The sequence below is a fragment of the Ruegeria sp. CE8 genome, from assembly GCF_056537465.1.
Window position 1 is genome coordinate 77712 of sequence record NZ_JBQFRP010000009.1, and the last position, 16847, is coordinate 94558.

22 protein-coding genes are annotated in these 16847 nt (G+C 57.3%); 11 read left to right on the top strand and 11 right to left on the bottom strand.

Going from position 1 to position 16847, the window contains the following annotated elements; all coding sequences use genetic code 11:
* Nucleotides 1–48 precede the first annotated feature (48 nt).
* Entirely contained in the window at nt 49–369 is a 321-nt protein-coding gene (trxA, locus tag ACR0AA_RS15120; RefSeq protein ID WP_170410773.1) for a thioredoxin, read from the top strand.
* 101 nt (nt 370–470) lie between these two features.
* Here the strand turns inward: trxA and ACR0AA_RS15125 are convergent, their stop codons facing one another.
* Nucleotides 471–827, bottom strand: coding sequence for a hypothetical protein (locus ACR0AA_RS15125; protein ID WP_480756353.1), 357 nt, complete (start codon nt 825–827; stop codon nt 471–473).
* 173 nt (nt 828–1000) lie between these two features.
* Between ACR0AA_RS15125 and ACR0AA_RS15130 the strand changes: the two genes are divergently transcribed.
* Together ACR0AA_RS15130 and ACR0AA_RS15135 are read left to right on the top strand one after the other, a co-directional pair.
* Nucleotides 1001–1351 (top strand): Lin0512 family protein, encoded by a 351-nt coding sequence (locus ACR0AA_RS15130; RefSeq protein ID WP_480756354.1) that lies wholly within the window; start codon nt 1001–1003, stop codon nt 1349–1351.
* Nucleotides 1348–1710 carry a Lin0512 family protein gene (locus ACR0AA_RS15135; RefSeq protein WP_480665357.1) on the top strand — a complete coding sequence of 121 codons (363 nt, stop codon included), beginning with the start codon at nt 1348–1350 and terminating at the stop codon, nt 1708–1710. The genes ACR0AA_RS15130 and ACR0AA_RS15135 overlap by 4 nt, the downstream gene beginning before the upstream one ends.
* 61 nt (nt 1711–1771) lie before the next feature.
* On the opposite strand, the gene ACR0AA_RS15140 is transcribed toward ACR0AA_RS15135, so the two are convergent.
* Nucleotides 1772–1966 carry a DUF1127 domain-containing protein gene (locus tag ACR0AA_RS15140; RefSeq protein WP_480665356.1) on the bottom strand — a complete coding sequence of 65 codons (195 nt, stop codon included), beginning with the start codon at nt 1964–1966 and terminating at the stop codon, nt 1772–1774.
* A 197-nt stretch (nt 1967–2163) separates the two neighbouring features.
* On the opposite strand from ACR0AA_RS15140, the gene hslV reads away from it, so the two are divergent.
* Nucleotides 2164–2715: an ATP-dependent protease subunit HslV gene (gene hslV / locus ACR0AA_RS15145; protein ID WP_480665355.1), complete on the top strand. Its 552-nt coding sequence runs from the start codon at nt 2164–2166 to the stop codon at nt 2713–2715.
* Here hslV and ACR0AA_RS15150 read toward each other — a convergent pair.
* Nucleotides 2712–3953 (bottom strand): MFS transporter, encoded by a 1242-nt coding sequence (locus tag ACR0AA_RS15150; RefSeq protein WP_480756355.1) that lies wholly within the window; start codon nt 3951–3953, stop codon nt 2712–2714. The genes hslV and ACR0AA_RS15150 overlap by 4 nt on opposite strands.
* Nucleotides 3954–4069: 116 nt before the next feature.
* Nucleotides 4070–4471 (bottom strand): DM13 domain-containing protein, encoded by a 402-nt coding sequence (locus ACR0AA_RS15155; protein WP_480665353.1) that lies wholly within the window; start codon nt 4469–4471, stop codon nt 4070–4072.
* Between the two features lie 199 nt (nt 4472–4670).
* On the opposite strand from ACR0AA_RS15155, the gene hslU reads away from it, so the two are divergent.
* The 3 genes from hslU (at nt 4671) to ACR0AA_RS15170 (ending at nt 8394) form a co-directional block, all read left to right on the top strand.
* Nucleotides 4671–5978 carry an ATP-dependent protease ATPase subunit HslU gene (hslU, locus tag ACR0AA_RS15160; protein ID WP_480665352.1) on the top strand — a complete coding sequence of 436 codons (1308 nt, stop codon included), beginning with the start codon at nt 4671–4673 and terminating at the stop codon, nt 5976–5978.
* Nucleotides 5979–6076: 98 nt separating this feature from the next.
* Nucleotides 6077–7177, top strand: coding sequence for an alpha/beta hydrolase (locus tag ACR0AA_RS15165; RefSeq protein WP_480756356.1), 1101 nt, complete (start codon nt 6077–6079; stop codon nt 7175–7177).
* Nucleotides 7174–8394 carry an MFS transporter gene (locus ACR0AA_RS15170; protein ID WP_480665350.1) on the top strand — a complete coding sequence of 407 codons (1221 nt, stop codon included), beginning with the start codon at nt 7174–7176 and terminating at the stop codon, nt 8392–8394. Before ACR0AA_RS15165 ends, ACR0AA_RS15170 begins: the two co-directional genes overlap by 4 nt.
* On the opposite strand, the gene ACR0AA_RS15175 is transcribed toward ACR0AA_RS15170, so the two are convergent.
* Genes ACR0AA_RS15175 through ACR0AA_RS15185 form a run of 3 tightly spaced genes read right to left on the bottom strand, consistent with a single transcriptional unit; the run spans nt 8391 to nt 10668 of the window.
* A complete protein-coding gene (locus tag ACR0AA_RS15175; RefSeq protein ID WP_480665349.1) occupies nt 8391–8978 on the bottom strand; it encodes a Smr/MutS family protein in 588 nt (195 codons plus the stop codon). The two genes, ACR0AA_RS15170 and ACR0AA_RS15175, sit on opposite strands and share 4 nt — an antisense overlap.
* Complete coding sequence (mltA, locus tag ACR0AA_RS15180) at nt 8978–10012, bottom strand: murein transglycosylase A (RefSeq protein ID WP_480665348.1); 1035 nt, start codon at nt 10010–10012, stop codon at nt 8978–8980. Before mltA ends, ACR0AA_RS15175 begins: the two co-directional genes overlap by 1 nt.
* Nucleotides 10009–10668 carry a Tim44/TimA family putative adaptor protein gene (locus ACR0AA_RS15185; RefSeq protein ID WP_480665347.1) on the bottom strand — a complete coding sequence of 220 codons (660 nt, stop codon included), beginning with the start codon at nt 10666–10668 and terminating at the stop codon, nt 10009–10011. Before ACR0AA_RS15185 ends, mltA begins: the two co-directional genes overlap by 4 nt.
* Nucleotides 10669–10775: 107 nt before the next feature.
* On the opposite strand from ACR0AA_RS15185, the gene ACR0AA_RS15190 reads away from it, so the two are divergent.
* A complete protein-coding gene (locus ACR0AA_RS15190; RefSeq protein WP_480665346.1) occupies nt 10776–11276 on the top strand; it encodes an FxsA family protein in 501 nt (166 codons plus the stop codon).
* 54 nt (nt 11277–11330) lie between these two features.
* Entirely contained in the window at nt 11331–11828 is a 498-nt protein-coding gene (gene secB, locus ACR0AA_RS15195; protein WP_475200587.1) for a protein-export chaperone SecB, read from the top strand.
* A 27-nt stretch (nt 11829–11855) separates the two neighbouring features.
* Here secB and dnaQ read toward each other — a convergent pair whose 3' ends face one another.
* From dnaQ to ACR0AA_RS15215, 4 genes are read right to left on the bottom strand one after another with little or no spacing between them, the layout of a single operon-like run.
* A complete protein-coding gene (gene dnaQ / locus ACR0AA_RS15200; RefSeq protein ID WP_480756357.1) occupies nt 11856–12578 on the bottom strand; it encodes a DNA polymerase III subunit epsilon in 723 nt (240 codons plus the stop codon).
* Nucleotides 12571–13164 carry a dephospho-CoA kinase gene (gene coaE, locus ACR0AA_RS15205; protein ID WP_480756358.1) on the bottom strand — a complete coding sequence of 198 codons (594 nt, stop codon included), beginning with the start codon at nt 13162–13164 and terminating at the stop codon, nt 12571–12573. The genes dnaQ and coaE overlap by 8 nt, the downstream gene beginning before the upstream one ends.
* Nucleotides 13161–13994 (bottom strand): shikimate dehydrogenase, encoded by an 834-nt coding sequence (locus ACR0AA_RS15210; protein ID WP_480756359.1) that lies wholly within the window; start codon nt 13992–13994, stop codon nt 13161–13163. The genes coaE and ACR0AA_RS15210 overlap by 4 nt, the downstream gene beginning before the upstream one ends.
* Nucleotides 13991–14590, bottom strand: coding sequence for a Maf family protein (locus ACR0AA_RS15215; RefSeq protein ID WP_480665342.1), 600 nt, complete (start codon nt 14588–14590; stop codon nt 13991–13993). Before ACR0AA_RS15215 ends, ACR0AA_RS15210 begins: the two co-directional genes overlap by 4 nt.
* 404 nt (nt 14591–14994) lie before the next feature.
* On the opposite strand from ACR0AA_RS15215, the gene ACR0AA_RS15220 reads away from it, so the two are divergent.
* Both ACR0AA_RS15220 and rho read left to right on the top strand, forming a co-directional pair.
* Nucleotides 14995–15444, top strand: a complete 450-nt coding sequence (locus tag ACR0AA_RS15220) for a CopD family protein (RefSeq protein WP_480756360.1) — start codon at nt 14995–14997, stop codon at nt 15442–15444.
* Nucleotides 15445–15566: 122 nt separating this feature from the next.
* Nucleotides 15567–16838 carry a transcription termination factor Rho gene (gene rho, locus ACR0AA_RS15225; protein WP_480665341.1) on the top strand — a complete coding sequence of 424 codons (1272 nt, stop codon included), beginning with the start codon at nt 15567–15569 and terminating at the stop codon, nt 16836–16838.
* Nucleotides 16839–16847: the final 9 nt, after the last annotated feature.

Below are 16847 nucleotides of genomic sequence, written 5' to 3' on the forward strand. Positions count from 1 at the left end.
CGGCCCCTACGTTCAATTCCCGAGTTTACCCCATTCAGGAGACAGAATATGTCGACCGTTGCCGTTACCGACGATACCTTTGACGCCGAAGTCAAGAATTCCGATGTCCCCGTCGTGGTGGATTTCTGGGCCGAGTGGTGTGGCCCCTGCAAGCAGATCGGCCCCGCTCTGGAAGAGCTGGCCAACGAATACGGCGGCAAGGTGAAAATTGCCAAGGTGGACGTGGACAGCAACCCGAATTCGGCGGCTGCCATGGGCGTACGTGGCATCCCCGCGCTGTTCATCTTCAAGGATGGTCAGGTTGTTTCAAACCGCGCAGGCGCAGCACCGAAAGCCGCGCTGCAAAGCTGGATCGACGAGTCGATCTAAAGGTCCAAAGATCTTCGAATCTCGAAAGCGCCCCGTTTTGGGGCGCTTTTTTAGCGCTGAACCTGTCACCCGGTAGAGCATTCCTCGTGCAACGGGCGACCCTATTCGATGTTCCATTGCACCGAAACTCCGGCGCCCTCCTTGTGCGTGAACGTGACTTTGCCGTCATCGATTGTGACCACCTGACAGTCATTGGGTAGGGCGACGCCCTCGATAACAAGTTCCCGGCAGTAGTATTTTCCGCTCCATTCCCACGAACCGCTGATGTCGCCGGCTTTGGGGCCTTTGCCCTCGACCTTGCCGTCCTTGAGAGTTTTCACCCAGGTTTCGCCCTGTACAAGTTTTTTACCGACGATCAATTCCATGAATTTTCGTTGGTCTTCTATTTCTTCAGCGGACACAAATGTCGCCGCAAGCCCAATTACCACTGCTGTTAAAGTGAGGTGAAATGACTTCATCAGATCAAATCCTTCTCTGACAACGAACTAAATTTCTGGGATTTTAGTCGATTTTGCCGACTCAAGCCAATTTTCCGCCCTATCGACCTTGGCCGGATACACATCGTTCTTCTGGTTCTTTCAATTCAGGACAGCTCGTGCAGAGTACCGCTGTAAAAGAAACAGGAGGCGACATGCCCAAAACACGGGTTCTGGTGGAGTTCGGGATGGGAACATCCCTCCGGCGCGAGGATTATACCGAGGCCGCCTTGCGGGCGATCAAGGATGCGCTGTGGCATAACTCGGTGAATATGGCCGAGCTGTTCGGATTTCCCAAAGAGGCGATGATCATTGACGCCGAAGTTGGCGTTCAACAGCCTGACAAAGTCGATACTGAGGCGCTGAAGACGATCTTCCCCTATGGGCAACCCAATATTACGGTGACGCAGGGCGGATTGGATATTGAAAAACCCCACACCGACGGAAGCACTGTTATTGCCAATGCCGCCGTCATCGTCTCATTCGACATGGAGCCCGCCCGATGACCGAGAAGCGTATCATTCTGGAAATGGGTACCGGCAACGATCTTTACGGTCAGAATTACACCAAAGCTGCCTGCCGCGCGGTGCAGGACGCGCTGCATCATTCCTCGATCACGCTGTTTTCCAAGCTTGGAATCGACCACAAGGAAATGCGCGTTCAGGTGACCATCGCCGTACAAAGCCCTGAGGAGGTCGATTGCGACAAGGTTGCTGCCGATCTGCCGCGGGGACGTGCCGAAGTGCGGGCCGTCAAAGGCGGTCTGGATGTCGTGGATGACGCCGCTGGCACCTGCCACGTCATCGCCACCGCCGCGATCGAGGCGTTTCTTCCGGATCAGGCAGGCAAATACGTACAAAGCTGACAAAGAAAAAGCCGCTCGGATCTCCGGGCGGCTGCTTCATGTTCTGGTTCTGATTGCAGGATCAAATCTTTGCGATATCCGCGCGTACCAGGCCGATATCTTCCAGCTGTGCGTCGGTCAGACCCGACAGGATCTTGCGCGTCTTGCGGCTTTCGTAACGCTCAACAGCGGAGTCGAAGAAATTGATGAATGCGTCCACTACGTGCAGGATGGTAGCTGCTCCGAGTGGGGCATGGATGTTTGCAGTCGTTGCCATGTTCCCAGTCCTTATATCTGAAACAGCCGACCCGTTGTCGGTTGTGAGCCTCATGTAGTCCTACGGGCAGGGACTCACAATTGCTGGTCCGGTAACCCCGGATTGCGTTTTGTGCATATCTTTTGGGCAGTTGTGCAACGGGTTGCGCCGGTCCCGCGCCCGGCCCATATATAGCGACTGAGAACACGGAGGCTTTCATGGCGGACAGCGATTTTCCCGGTTGGCACGGGACAACCATCATTGGTGTCAAAAAAGGCGGCCAGGTCGTCATTGCCGGGGACGGGCAGGTCAGCCTGGGCCAGACCGTGATCAAGGGCACCGCCCGCAAGGTGCGCCGCTTGTCGCCAGGCGGGTTCGAGGTTGTCGCCGGGTTTGCCGGGTCGACCGCAGACGCGTTTACCTTGCTGGAACGGCTTGAGGCCAAGCTGGAATCAACGCCGGGTCAGTTGGCCCGTGCCTCGGTTGAGTTGGCCAAGGACTGGCGGACCGACAAATACCTGCAAAAGCTTGAGGCGATGCTGATCGTTACTGACGGCAAGGATCTGTTGGTCATCACCGGAGCAGGGGACGTGCTGGAGCCAGAGCACAACGTGGCCGCCATCGGATCAGGCGGGAATTTCGCGCTGGCCGCGGCCCGTGCGATGATGGGCAGCGACAAAACGGCCGAAGAGGTCGCCCGCGAAGCCATGGCGATTGCCGCCGACATTTGCGTTTACACCAACGGAAACCTGACGGTTGAGACGATCTAAGCCAGCAGCGCCGAGATCTCTTTCCCTTTCCAACGCCTGTACATGCCGACCAGCCCAAGCAGAGCGGTCGCGATGACGATGTAATAAGGCAGGCGGATGTCGATGCTCATCAATCCGCCGCCGATCAGGGACATGACGCCGCCCGCAAGGCAGAAGACCGCCGTCGTGACGCCCATGACCCAACCCTGATCTGCCTCGCTGACGCTGGAAGAAAACACGCCCAGCAAGGTTGGATACGAAACCCCGAAGAAGAAATAGAAGAAAAAGACCGGGACATAGCTCAGTACCCCGTTCGGGCTGAAGGCGAAGGCAAAGCCACAGATCACCATCACCACCAGTGAGGTGTGGATGATCGCATGCTTACTGAATCGTTCTTGCGCCGGTTTCACAAGGAACGTGCTGGAAAACGCCAGCGCAAAGCCGATCACCACCATCGCCATACTGCCGCCAATCACGCCATATCCCCAGGCGCTGGTCAGAAAGTTGTCTACGAACACGTAGAAGGTGACGTTGGCAATCATGAACAGCGCATAGACCGGCAGGATCTTCAAAACCATCGGATGTTCACGCACCGCGATCAGGCTATCGGTGATGTCGCGTGGACGGAATACGAATGCCGCGCGCTCGGTGCGGGTGTCCTTGAAGTAAACGCTCACTAGGAAGATGGCGATCAGCACCAGAACAAACGCGCCATAGAACGGCATCTTGAGCGTCGCGTAGCTGCCCAAAATGGCTGCATCCGACAGAACAGCTCCGATTATCGGGCCACCGACCAGACCAAAGCTGACGCCGGTGATGATGTAGCCCATGTTACGGTCTCGATCTGCTGCGTCGGTACTGCCGTCAATCATCGCCGCCTGTGCGATGGGCTGGTTGCCGGCGGTAAACCCGGTGATCGAGCGACCGAGGATCAGCAGGAACAGACTGTTCATATACAGCGCCACGATGGTGATGGCATAACCAGCCAGAGCTCCGCCCAGGCAAACCAGAAGGGCGTTCTTGCGCCCGATCGAATCCGAAACCTTGGCAACGTAAACAACGCCCAGAAACCAGGACAGAAAGAAACACCCGATGACGAGACCATAGTAGAAGTGCCTCCGCCCCATTGGCGTGCTTTCCGGCAGGAACCCGGATTTTGTTTCCATGATCAGAGAGTTGATGATGGGAAAGACCAGGCCTTGCCCGATCAAATCCACGAATACCACAAACAGCAATGTAATCTTGGCAATTTTCGTCATGAAACACACCCCGGAACTGGTTCCTTCGGGTGAGTGTAACAGACAGGCGCTTTGCCACCTAACGGCTTGTCAGAGGCCGGAAATTTCCCGGCCTCCGGGCGTCTCTCGATGTTGGGTTACGAAAGCGCCGCGACGCCCAGCGGAACGCCAGCGACCTCGCACCAGATGTAAACCTCGTTGTAGCCCGAGATATCCATGGTCGGCGGCACGGCATACTGCTGCTTGCCTTTCAGGTTCAGCAGCGCGCCCAGCTTGGAGTTGGGATCATAGGTGCCGTCCTTGCCGAAGGCCACGCGCGGATCCGGGCCATTGTCCAGCGAGAAGTCATCACCCAATTCGACGATGTAGCGCTCGCCATCCTTGACCACTTTGACCGAACCGGTTGTCACGTGCTTCGAGCGGCCCTCAAATGTGCCCTTTTTCTTTGCACCGCCAGCCAGGGCGACATTGGCGCTGGCCAGGGTCAGGGCCGCGCCGGTGGCGGCCGCATTCAAAAAGAGCGAACGACGAGTCATCATGATTTGGGTCTCCCATTAATCAGTACAGGCGAATTTGCCCGTCGACGCTCACCATGCAGCACGAGACCGCGATCTGGCGATTCACATCACCACGATTTTCCGTGTGCAGAACGTGTGTTGGCGTGAGTTTTCCGTGATCGGCTTGTGTTTTTGCTCGGTATGATTAGGTTCCGCTGCGAAACAGACGGATTGATTTGACATGACCGACCTGACCCCGCGCGAGATCGTCTCGGAACTGGACCGCTTCATCATCGGGCAGAAAGACGCCAAACGCGCCGTAGCCGTGGCGCTGCGCAACCGCTGGCGGCGCAAGCAGCTGGCCGACGATATCCGGGACGAGGTCTATCCCAAGAACATCCTGATGATAGGTCCCACCGGTGTCGGCAAGACCGAGATCAGCCGCCGTCTGGCCAAACTGGCCCGCGCGCCGTTTATCAAGGTCGAGGCCACCAAGTTCACCGAAGTGGGCTATGTCGGGCGTGACGTCGAACAGATCGTGCGCGATCTGGCCGATGCCGCGATCCTGCAGACCCGCGAATACATGCGCGAAGATGTCAAAGCCAAGGCGCATCAGGCCGCCGAAGACCGCGTGATCGAAGCCATCGCCGGCACTGACGCCCGTGAAGGCACCCGCGAGATGTTCCGCAAAAAGCTGAAAGCAGGCGAGCTGGACGACACGGTGATCGAACTGGAACTGTCCGACACCTCGAACCCGATGCCGATGTTCGACATTCCCGGCCAGCCGGGCAGCCAGATGGGGATGATGAATCTGGGCGATATCTTCGGCAAGGCCTTTGGCGGGCGTACCGTCAAACGCAAGATGACCGTCGCCGAAAGCTATGAGGCCCTGATCGGCGAAGAGGCCGACAAGTTACTGGATGATGAAACCGTCACCCGTGTTGCGCTGGAATCAGTCGAACAGAACGGCATCGTGTTTCTGGATGAGATCGACAAGGTCTGCGCCCGCTCGGACGCGCGTGGCGGCGATGTCAGCCGCGAAGGGGTCCAGCGTGACCTGCTGCCCTTGATCGAAGGCACAACCGTGTCCACCAAGCATGGCCCCGTCAAAACCGACCACATCCTGTTCATCGCATCCGGCGCCTTCCACATCGCCAAACCATCGGACCTGTTGCCGGAACTTCAGGGTCGCCTGCCGATCCGCGTGGAACTGCGCGCGCTGACCGAAGAGGACTTCGTTCGTATCCTGACCGAAACAGATAACGCCCTGACCCGCCAGTACACGGCATTGATGGGCACCGAAGAGGTCACGGTCAGCTTTACCGAAGACGGGATTGCGGCGCTGGCGAGAATCGCGGCTGACGTGAACCAAAGCGTGGAAAACATCGGGGCGCGGCGCCTCTATACGGTGATGGAGCGCGTTTTTGAGGATCTGTCCTTTGTCGCCCCAGACAAGGCCGGGACCTCAATTACGGTCGATGCGCAGTTCGTGAACGACAACCTGGGCGAACTGACCAAGTCTACGGACCTCAGCCGTTACGTTTTGTAACACGGCCAGCCGGTTTTCGCCGTTTATTCCGCCTCGTGTCGCTGGACGCGAGGCGAGAATTCAGTAGCGTAGGCGCAATTCACCCTGAGGGCTGGCTCGTGCTGCGCTATTTGACCATTCTGTTCGTTTCCATCTCGCTCAGCGCCTGTGTTGACCGCACGGTGACCGAGATCGTGCCGTCGGCCACAACCGTCGGAACGCCTGAAAAAATACTCGTAAGCACGACCCGAGCGCGCGAAGCAGATGGGACCTATGGGTTTCGGCGAGGGGAAGCGCTGAAATTTCTTGAATCGACCGTATCGATCCCGCCCACGCATACACCGGGAACGCTTAAGTTCTCCTACGCGAACCCAAACCCCAAAAAAGAATTCGTTCTGACAGATGTGACCGAATTGAACGGGGCGCAGGGTTTGCGTGAACATTTACGCGGCGAAGACGATGTCACAATTTTTGTGCATGGCTACAACTCGACTCAGACCGAGACGATTTTCCGTGCGGCACAGCTGACCCATGACATCGGCCTTCCGGGCTCAACACTGGTTTATTCTTGGCCCAGCCGCGCGACGGGCTCTGGGTATGCCTATGATCTGGACAGTATGCTGTTTGCCCGTGACGGGTTGGAGCGAACCATCCGAGACCTGAAAGCCATGGGTGTCAAACGTGTCATTCTGGTCGCACATTCCATGGGCGGCGCTCTGTCTATGGAGATGATGCGGCAGGCGGAACTGCAGGAACCCGGTTGGTCCAACCGAAACATCGAAGGTGTTGTTCTGATCTCCCCCGATCTGGATGTTGACCTGTTCCGCTCACAAATGAACCGGATCAAGAATCCACCCGATCCTTTCCTGGTGATGGTGTCGCAAAAGGATAAGATTCTAAACATCTCGGCACGCCTTCGCGGAACGGATGAAGGTGAGAGATTGGGTAGGATCAGTTCGCTAGATACGCTTGAGGAATTCCCGATCAACGTGATCGATACAACAGCCTTCAATAAGGACGCCCAGTCCTCACATTTCGTGGCCGCCACCTCACCGGCACTCTTGTCGATCCTCAGCTCTTTGCGACGCGTCAACAATACCTTTGGGAGCGAATATCGACCGGGTATCGATTTACTTGTTCCACCCAACCAACGTAATCCTGATGGCGCAACTGAGATTACTCTGACCGAAACAGGGCAGGCGCAGGTCACGACACCGTGACGCGGTTCAGCCTGCGCCAGTATCTGCGGGACAACGCAGCCTGGCTTGGCGCAGGTATTCTGCTGACCTTTCTGTCCAGCTTCGGACAGACGTTTTTCATCTCGGTCTTTGCTGGGAATATCCGCGCAGAGTTTGGCCTTGGGCACGGGGCGTGGGGTGGTCTCTATTCGCTGGGCACCACTGTATCTGCCCTCGTGATGATTTGGGCGGGCGGGCTGACGGATATCTTTCGCGTCCGGGTTTTGGGGCCTGTCGTCCTGGCCGGTCTGGCTTTGGCGGCGCTGGCCATGGCTGTGAACAGTTGGCTCATTCTTCTGCCGCTGGTGGTTTTTTTGCTACGTCTGTTCGGTCAGGGGATGAGCATGCATCTGGCGCAGGTCGCCATGGCGCGGTGGTTCACCGTCACGCGCGGCAAGGCACTTTCGATTGCCTCGGTCGGTTATGCGATAGGCGAGGCGCTGCTGCCGCTCGCCTTCGTGGCTGCAATGGCCGTATTGGACTGGCGCTGGCTTTGGGTGATTTCCGCGGCGATCGTCTTAATGGGAATACCGGTTCTGACACGTCTATTACGTCAGGAGCGCACACCGCAGAGTTTGGCCAGCGAGTATTCGGCAACCGGAATGCAGGGCCGCCATTGGACGCGAAAGGAAACTCTGTTTCATCCCCTGTTCTGGGTTATGGCACCGGCGTTGCTGGGTCCGTCGGCCTTTATCACCGCGTTTTTCTTTCACCAGGTGCATCTGGCCGAGGTGAAAGGTTGGCAGCATATTGATTTGGTGGCGCTGTTTCCGGTCTACACCGGCGTATCGTTGATATCGATGTTTGGGGCCGGTTGGGCGTTGGACAAATGGGGCACGGCGCGGCTGATGCCCTATTACCAAATCCCGATTGCGATTGGCTTTGTCATTGCGGGAATGACGAGTTCAATCGCAGGGGCCATGATCGCAATGGCCTTTCTGGGCCTCACCGTGGGAGCCAACAACACCTTGCCCAGCGCTTTTTGGGCGGAATTTTACGGCACCGGACATATTGGGTCCATCAAGGCGATGGCCACGGCGGTCATGGTGCTTGGATCGGCCATCGGCCCCGGACTGACCGGTGTCCTTCTGGATGCAGATATCTCGCTGGATACGCAATTCCTGTGGATCGGAGGGTTCTTTATCCTCGTCTGCCTCTCTGCAAAGATCGGAATTTCACGGGAAGAGCGCTCGTTTTAACGCGTACGTCGCAGGTAGATGTAATAAGCTCCGTCGCCACCGTGGCTGATATGGGCTGGCGCCACCTGCAACACGGCCTGCGCCAAAGGTGGCAGGGCCAGCCATTGCGGCACCTGATTGCGCAAAACACCGCGTGGGGTGGGAATAGGTCCTGGTTCGTCCCGATCCTTGCCCTTGCCGGTGACAACCAGAACCAGACGTTTGCCCGACGCCTGCGCGGCCAAAACAAAACGGATCAGCGTCGGGTGCGCGGTATCTACGCGCATGCCGTGCAGGTCCAGCTTGCCTTCGGGTTTGATTTTACCCCGCTTCATACGGCCAAACGCCTTGGTGTCCATCTGCACAGGGCTGGCCCGCAGACTGTCTCCGATCATTGGCTTCAACGCATGCCGCGCTGGTTTACCCGCTGCGTTTTGTCCGACCTCGAATGCTTCAAATCGCGGCTTTGGAGTTTTGGTTGGTTTGGGTTTGGGCAAGTTGATCGGATGAACCGACTGCGGGATTTCCGGGTGCATACGCTCAGCCTGTTTGGCGACCTTGCGCCACAGCTCGATCTCATCTGCAGTCAGTTTGCGCCGTGACATCAGAATTCATCCGGTAACAGGGCATAGGCCCGCTGGATCGGCAGCAGCAGAACCATCCGACCCGGATCCTTCAAGCGCCCGGCGGCCTGGCCGGCCTCATCGCCAGTGCCAAAGAAGATATCCGCGCGCTGCGCACCCTTGATGGCCGCACCTGTATCCTGCGCGATCATCAGCCGACGCAATGGCGTCTTGCCGTCCTTTTCCACCCAGACCGGAGCACCCAGCGGCGTATAAGCCGGATCAGCCGCGATGCTGCGCATTGTGGTCACTGACCGGTTCATGGCGCCCAGTGGCCCAAGTTCGGGTGCGACACGCGAGACTTCGCGAAAGAACACATATGAGGGATTGTGGAACAACAGTTCGGCCCCGGCTTCGGGGTTCTTGCGCACCCAGGCGCGGATCATCTGGGCACTGACCTCGTGCGCGCCCAACGCGCCCTGACGGATCAGCTCGGCACCAATCGAACGGTAAGGATGACCATTCGCGCCGCCATAACCGACGCGCAACGCGCTGCCATCCGGCAAGCGGACACGGCCCGAGCCCTGGATTTGCAGAAAGAACAGCTCAACCGGGTCATCCACCCAGGCAATCTCAAGTCCGCGACCCTGCATTGTGTCACCGGTCAGGATTTCGCGACGGCTGAGCCATGGTCCTTCGGCCCGCGCCTCGGGCGGCATCTTGTAGATCGGGTATTTGAAACGATCCGTCCGTGTTTTGGACCCGTCCAGTTCAGGTTCGAAATAACCGGTGAAAAGCGCCTTTTCACCGTCCTCTACCAGAACCGGTCGAAAGAACAGTTCAAAGAACGACCGAGCCGCATCCGCCTCATAGGTGCGGGCGACGCCACACAACGCTTGCCAGTCCGGATCATCCAGATCACCGCAGGTGTTCAGAAAAACCGAAAGGGCCGCCCCGTGATCGTCGGCAGCCCATCCATCCAGATCGTCAAAAGAAAGAATAGATCGCGTCGGTTCAGCGCTGGCGGCAGTGGTCATAGCTGCCACCAGTAATAGCGACCTGAGCGCGCCAATCATGCGTCCGTGGCAACAAGCAGCCAGTTCGGATCATCAGAGCCCATGACACGGGCAAAGGTCCAGCTGTCCTTTTGGCGTTTGACGGTGTTCGGGTTGCCTTCGATGATGTCGCCACCACGGTCACGTACGACCGAGGTCAGCTCTCCGACAAACCGCATGGTGATTTCCGCCTGGTTTGTATCTTTGTCGAACTTTGCATCAGCCAGCGTGGTTTCACGCACACCGATGAACTCGGCCTCGATTGTCAGACCCTGATCTTCGCGGGCCGCAACGACTGATACGAATGTGTCGAACACCTCTTCGGACAGGAAGGGCTGGATTTCATCCAGATTGCCCTTTTCGAACCCCATGACGATCATCTCGTAGGCACCGCGCGCGCCCTGCACAAACTCAGTGACGGAAAAGCTGGGTTCAACCCGCTTCATCGCGGCCAGAGTTTGTGCCTGTTCGCTGTCTTCGGCCACATGGTCTGTGATGTCATGATCCGGGCCGCCTTCGATCACCTCGAACCCGCGACGCGATTTGTTCGTATCGGGTTGCTGTTGAACAGGAGGTTTCTCAAAACCCTCACGCGTGCCCAGCACGCTTTTCAGGCGCAGGATCAGGAAAACGGCAATTCCGGCCAGGACCAGCAACTGGATCATCGGTTCGTTCATTTCATCCTCTTTTCAGACCGCGACTTTGTATACGCAGCCTCTTGCCACTATGTAGGTGACAGATCGTGGCAAGTCCACAGCCCGGCCTATGGTAAAGGATAACGCAAATGTATCTGTTCTTGGCATTTTTATTAGTGCCCATCATCGAGATCGCCCTGTTCATACAGGTTGGCGGCCTGATCGGCCTGTGGCCAACACTGGCGATCGTAGTCCTGACAGCCGTAATCGGCACCGTTTTGGTCAGGACACAAGGTCGCATGGCACTGGCCAATCTGCAGCGGTCCTTTGCTGAACTGGACGATCCGACCGAGCCACTGGCCCACGGCGCGATGATCCTGTTGTCCGGCGTTTTGCTGCTGACACCGGGGTTCTTCACTGATGCTGTTGGTTTTGCGCTGCTTATTCCCGGCGTTCGGGTGGCTGTTTTCCGCTATCTGAAATCCAAGGCCACCATCACGCACTTTCAGATGGGTACCGGCGCGCAGTTTCGCACTGGTCCGACTCCGTTTGATCAGGATGACGTGATCGACGGCGAGTTCACCGAGGTTCGACCACGTCAGAACCCTTCGAAGCCATCCAAATGGGTCGAAGGTCCGCACCAGCATTGAGGTGTCGCGCCCAACTTGCTAAGCAATGGCGAATTTCATTTTCGGAGTAGATCCATGGCTGACGAAAGCCCTGCAGAAAACACCGCGGCACAGGCCGCTCCTCAGATCCAGATGCGCGTTCTGGGACAATTCATTCGCGATATGTCATTTGAAAACGTGATGGCGCAAAAAGGCGTGTCGGGCGACGTGCAGCCCGAGATCGCCGTGCAGGTGAACCTGGACGCCAAAAAGCGCCCGACCGAGCATCAGTACGAAGTTGCCGTGAAGCTGAACCTGACGTCCAAAGCCAAAGGCATGGAAGACGTCCTGTTCCTGTGCGAGCTGGATTATTGCGGTCTGTTCCACATCGAAGGCGTCGCCGACGATCAGCTGCACCCGTTCCTGATGATCGAGTGTCCGCGCATGCTGTTCCCCTTCCTGCGCCGTATCGTCAGCGACATCACCCGTGACGGTGGCTTCCCGCCGGTCAACCTGGACAACATCGATTTTGTTGCGCTGTACCGCAACGAATTGATGCGCCGTCAGGCCGAAGCTCAGAAAACCGAAGCTTAATCGGTTGCACCCGCGCCGGGCAGGGGCTCAGGCGCGGGTCCACAGGGCGTTTTCGCCCAACTTCTCTACAAAAGCATCATGAGCCGCGCGTTCGTCTGCGGTGATCTTCGACGGCAAGGCCGTCGGGCGCGCTGTCGGACGCCAATCATCGCCGCCACCGGCAGCAGAGGCTGCGCTCGTGGACAGGCCGAAATCCGGCTGCCGCCCGCCAATCAGCTCAAGATACACCTCGGCCAGAATTTCGGAGTCGAGCAGCGCCCCGTGCAGCACACGGTTGGTGTTGTCGATGTTGAACCGGCGGCACAACGCATCCAGCGACGCGGGCGAGCCCGGAAATCGTTTGCGCGCAATCGCAAGCGTATCCAGCGCCTGATCCATCGGAAGGGTCGGCAATCCCATCCATTTCAACTCGGCGTTCAGGAATTTCATGTCGAAGGACGCGTTGTGGATGACCAACTTGGAATCCCTGACGAAGTCCAGAAACCCCTGACCAACCTTGGCAAAAACCGGCTTGTCCTTCAGCGTGACCTCACCCTTTTCCGGCCGCCGCGGATTTTCCAGCAGGTCGGGGCCAATACCGTGCACGCCAAATGCCTCATCCGGCATCGAACGTTCCGGATTGATATATACGTGATAGGTTTCACCCGTAGCAACGTGGTTCCACAGTTCCACCGCACCGATTTCGACAATCCGGTCGCCGCTTTCGGGATCAAACCCCGTGGTTTCGGTATCGAGTACAATCTCACGCATCTGCCAGCCCCGCCCGTATCTGCCTGACCACATCCTGCACCTGCGCGCGGGCGTGGTCCAGAGTGTCGGTTACGATCACGAAATCCGACCGCGCGCACTTTTCGTCATTCGGCATCTGTTTGGCACGGATCTGTTCGAACTGTGCCTCGGTCATCGTTCCGCGTTCCATTACGCGGCGTTTTTGTTCATCCGCCGGAATCGAAACACAGGCGACCGCATCCATCGCTGCATCTCCGCCCGTTTCGAACAGCAATGGCACATCAAAGACCAAAATGTCCGCCGTGGCAGTTTCCCTAAACTCGGCACGGTCAGCGGCCACAAGGGGATGGACGATGGCCTCAATCCCTTTCAACGCGGCGGGGTTCTGCGCGATGATCTGCTTCAGCGCATCCCGGCTGACACAGCCGTCTACAACAGCATCCGGAAACTCCGCCCGCATCGGCTCAACCGCAGCACCTTCCCTTGAATAGAGTCTATGTACAGCCGCATCGGCATCCCAAAGCGCACAGCCTTCGTCCACGAACATCTGCGCCGTGGTGCTTTTCCCCATACCAATCGAGCCCGTGAGGCCAAGAGCAAAGCTCATTCCAGCACCGCCGCGCGCAGATCATCCGTCACTTCGGGTCGGTGACCGAACCAACGTTCAAATCCCGGAACCGCCTGATGCAGCAACATGCCCAGACCGTCGACCGTTGTACATCCGGCTTCCTCGGCCGTCCGCAACAAACGAGTTTTAAGCGGCGCGTACACCAGATCGGTAACGACGGCACCCGGCTGCAACCCATCCAGAGGAACCCGCAGTTCAGGCTGCCCCTGCATTCCCAATGAGGTTGTGTTCACCACCAGCTCAGCATTCTCGATGACGTTGCCAGCCTTCACCCAATCGACCACCTTGATGCGCGGCCCGAACTCTTCTTTCAATTGATCGGCGCGTTCGCGTGTACGGTTGGTCAGCAAAATCTCTGGGACTCCGGCATCCACCAACGCCTGCAGAACGGCACGTGCGGCGCCGCCTGCGCCGAAGACCACTGCGGGCCCATCTTCCGGGTTCCAATCCGGCGCACCAGCGCGGAGGTTCTCCATGAAACCGTAGCCGTCAGTGTTGTCTGCGTGGATCGAGCCGTCATCCTGAAAGACCAGCGTATTTGCCGCACCAATTTTGGCCGCGCGATCCGACACGTGATCCGCCAGACGTAGTGCCGCCTCTTTATGGGGGACGGTCACATTTGCGCCGACATATCCGGCTTTGGGCAAAGTCCGCAGAACGCTCTCCAAATCCTCTGGCGCAACGTCCATGGGAATGTAGTGACCAGCCAACCCGTGCGTCTTTAACCAATGCCCATGCAACTTAGGGGACTTAGAATGTGCAATCGGATGCCCGATCACCCCGGCCAGTGGAATTCGGTTCTTGGTCATTGATCGATCACCCCTTTGACGGCCAGAAAATTCAACAGCTCCAACAGGGGCATACCCAAGACATTAAAATAGTCGCCGTCAATGGTGGCGAACAGGCGAACACCTTCTTCTTCCAGCTTATACGCGCCCACCGCGTGACGAATGCTATCCCAGTTGCGGTCAATATAGCGTCGCAGATAGGCATCCGAACTCATCCGCATCTTCAGGCGCACTTGTCCCACATGCCGCCAGATTGGTTCGCCATCCCGGTAGATGACAGCGGCGGACAGCAGCATATGCCGCTTTCCCCGCATCGCCTTGAGCTGTGCCAGCGCATCTTCAGGCGACTCCGGCTTGGACAGTAACCGCCCATCAAAATCCAGCACCTGATCACAGCCCAGAACCATCGCACCGGGGGACTTGTCGCTGACTTTGCGGGCTTTCATTTCAGCCAGGGTGTCCGCAATATCACGCGGCGGCGCGTCTTCGGCCAACAAGGCGCGTTTGGCGGTGTCCTCGTCCACCCGCGCGGTCTGCACCGTGAACGGCACGCCCGCGCTGCGCAGCAGCTGCGCGCGGATCGATGACCCCGAGGCAAGGATGATGGGGACAGACATGTGGAAAACCCCCTGAGCAAATCGTTGAGTGTTCTGGGATGGTTTGTATGGTTTTCCGGTTGACACGCAACCCCGGGCATATCGCGAAAATCTTACCCGAGTCGCCCGAACACCATCCATTTGGGACAAGGATAACCTGAGAACACGGGAAAACCCGGATGTCCCGTTTTACCCAACGGGTTATCCCCAGAAACATCCATATCATATAATCGCAACCATTTGAAAATGCTATATTTAATTTCCAATCAACAGAATCAGATGGCAAAAGCGAAACTTTGTCCACCTGGGGAAAACACATGGGTAAAAAAGTAATCCACCGATTTTACTCACCCTACAAAACCATCTTCCTTTTTCTTTTCTTATTTTTTTATTAGGGAGAGTTCCGAACAACGTCCGGAGCCAGAATGACTGATCTTCTTTTCACGATTTACCCGTGGGTGAAGTCTGTACACATAATGGCCGTAATCTCATGGATGGCCGGGCTGTTCTATTTGCCCAGACTATTCGTCTATCACGTGGAAAAGGCGCAATCTGTCGACGGAGCGCAGGAAATCTTCTTTGAAATGGAAGAAAAGCTGCTGCGTGTGATCATGCGCCCAGCGATGTACGTGGCGTGGGTGTGCGGCCTGATCATGGTCTTCACGCCGGGCATCGTCGGATGGGACTGGTCTTGGCCTTGGGTCAAGGGTGCTGCCGTGATTGGCATGACCTGGTTCCATCACTGGCTGATGGCACGACGCAGGGATTTCCTTGAGGGCCGAAATAAGCTCACTGGGCGGCAGTTTCGCATGATGAACGAGGTTCCGACCGTTTTGATGATTATCATCGTTCTGGCGGTCGTTCTGAAGTTCTGAGGGCCTGTTTGACTCGGGCGGCTGTCACGCTTATGTAGGGAGCAACACGCCCGTCCGGGCGGCGTATCTTCCGTACTGAAATTCCACTTCGTGCCGCGGTGTCAGCGGCGAAGGTATATATAATGTCCACTGAATCCCTGAATCTGGCCGACCTGAAGGCCAAAAGCCCAAAAGACCTTCTAGCCATGGCCGAAGAGCTGGAGATCGAAAACGCCTCGACCATGCGAAAAGGCGAGATGATGTTCCAGATCCTGCGCGAACGCGCGGATGAAGGCTGGACCGTCGGTGGTGACGGTGTGCTGGAAGTGCTGCAGGACGGCTTCGGCTTTCTGCGCTCGCCTGAAGCGAATTATCTGCCGGGTCCGGACGACATCTATGTTTCGCCCGATATGATCCGCCTGCATTCGCTGCGCACCGGCGACACCGTTGAAGGTGAAATCAAGGCGCCTGATGACAATGAGCGCTACTTTGCGCTGACCAATGTCACCAAGATCAACTTTGAAGATCCTGAGAAAGCCAAGCACAAGATCCTGTTTGACAACCTGACGCCGCTCTATCCTGATGAGCGTCTGAAGATGGAAATCGAAGATCCCACCATCAAGGACAAGTCGGCCCGGGTGATCGATCTGGTGGCTCCGATCGGTAAAGGTCAGCGGTCGCTGATCGTGGCACCGCCGCGGACCGGTAAAACGGTGATCCTGCAGAACATCGCGCACTCGATCGAACAGAACCACCCCGAGTGTTATCTGATCGTCCTGCTGATCGACGAACGCCCGGAAGAGGTGACCGACATGCAGCGTTCGGTGAAGGGCGAGGTTGTATCTTCGACCTTCGACGAACCGGCGACCCGCCACGTGGCTGTGTCGGAAATGGTCATCGAAAAAGCCAAGCGTTTGGTCGAACATAAACGAGATGTTGTTATCCTTCTTGATTCGATCACAAGACTTGGTAGAGCGTTTAACACTGTGGTGCCGTCCTCGGGTAAAGTTCTGACCGGTGGTGTGGACGCCAACGCTTTGCAGCGTCCCAAGCGATTCTTCGGTGCCGCACGGAACATCGAAGAGGGTGGGTCGCTGACCATCATCGCCACCGCGCTGATCGACACCGGCAGCCGCATGGACGAGGTGATCTTTGAAGAATTCAAAGGCACCGGTAACTCGGAAATCGTTCTGGATCGCAAGATTGCAGACAAGCGCGTGTTCCCGGCCATCGACATCCTCAAGTCCGGTACAAGGAAAGAGGACCTGCTGGTCGACAAGGGTGATCTGGCCAAGACCTTCGTTCTGCGCCGCATCCTCAACCCGATGGGCACCACCGATGCGATCGAGTTCCTGTTGTCCAAGTTGAAACAGACCAAGACGAACGGAGAGTTCTTCGATTCGATGAACACCTGACACAGGTCT